Origin of the sequence: Streptomyces sp. NRRL S-495 (assembly GCF_000966955.1) — a bacterium.
In the GTDB taxonomy this organism is placed as follows: Bacteria; Actinomycetota; Actinomycetes; order Streptomycetales; family Streptomycetaceae; genus Kitasatospora; species Kitasatospora purpeofusca.
In genome coordinates, this window is record NZ_JZWY01000802.1 from 1 (window position 1) to 875 (window position 875).

An 875-nucleotide genomic window follows, 5' to 3' on the forward strand; every position below is an offset into this window, starting at 1 on the left:
CCCGTTCGCGTTCCCCGGACCGGGAGGCGGGCCCGTTTCCGGGCCCGCTCCGGTCAGACGCGGACCGGGAGCCCGGCGGCGCGGGCCAGCAGGGCGGCGGTGGCGCGGCCGGCCTCGACGGCGTGCGGTGCGCGGGCGGCGACGCAGTGCCCGAGCGCCGGGTCGTACTCGGTCAGGATGACGCCCGCGTGGTCGGTTTCGGGCTGGAGGAACTCGGCCGCCGGCGTCAGCAGGGCGGTGTCCAGGGCCCGGGTGGTGTCGGCGGGGACCAGGTCGTCCCCGGTGCCGTGGACCAGGAACAGCGGGACGGGGGAGGGCCGGTCGGCGAGGGCGGCGAGGGGTGCCTCGCCGGTGGTGACCGACGGGCGGGCGTAGCTGGAGGCGATGCCGACGGCCGCCGTGGGGCGGCGGTCCTCGGCGAGGTCGCGCTGGGTGGCGACGGCTATCGCCTCCCGGCCGGACATCGACCAGCCGGCCAGGACGAGGCCGAGCGCGGTGTCGCCGCCGTGGTCGGCCGCGTGCCGGTGGGTGTACTTCAGCGAGGCCAGCAGGTCGGCGCGGCCGCTGTCCTCCGCGTCGGAGCGCCAGTCCGGGGTGAGCACCAGCAGGCCGTGCCCGGCCGCCTCCCGGGCGAGCGGGGCGAGTTCGAAGCGTGAGTCGGGGGCCTTCCCGTGCCAGAGGAGGAGCACGGGCCGGGGCCCGGCGGGGCCGGCCGACGGGCGGTGGACGTCCAGGAACCGGCCGGGGGCGTACTCGACGGTCTCGGCCGGGGTGGTGACGGACATGGGTGGTTCTCCTGCGGTTCGGGCGGGTGTTCCGGACTGGTACTGTTCTTCCTGTCGCGAGGGAATGATCTCTCGTCAGGCGTCAGCGGT

The 875-nt window shown here is 76.7% G+C and carries 1 protein-coding gene; it reads right to left on the reverse strand.

Features of this window, described 5'->3' with window-relative positions:
- Window positions 1-53 precede the first annotated feature (53 nt).
- Window positions 54-785 (reverse strand): alpha/beta hydrolase, encoded by a 732-nt coding sequence (locus VR45_RS33765; protein ID WP_045943722.1) that lies wholly within the window; start codon window positions 783-785, stop codon window positions 54-56.
- Window positions 786-875: the final 90 nt, after the last annotated feature.

What these genes read in the sequence shown, in the direction of transcription:
- VR45_RS33765 (WP_045943722.1), bottom strand. Translation starts at nt 785, where the DNA reads ATGTCCGTCACCACCCCGGCCGAGACCGTCGAGTACGCCCCCGGCCGG.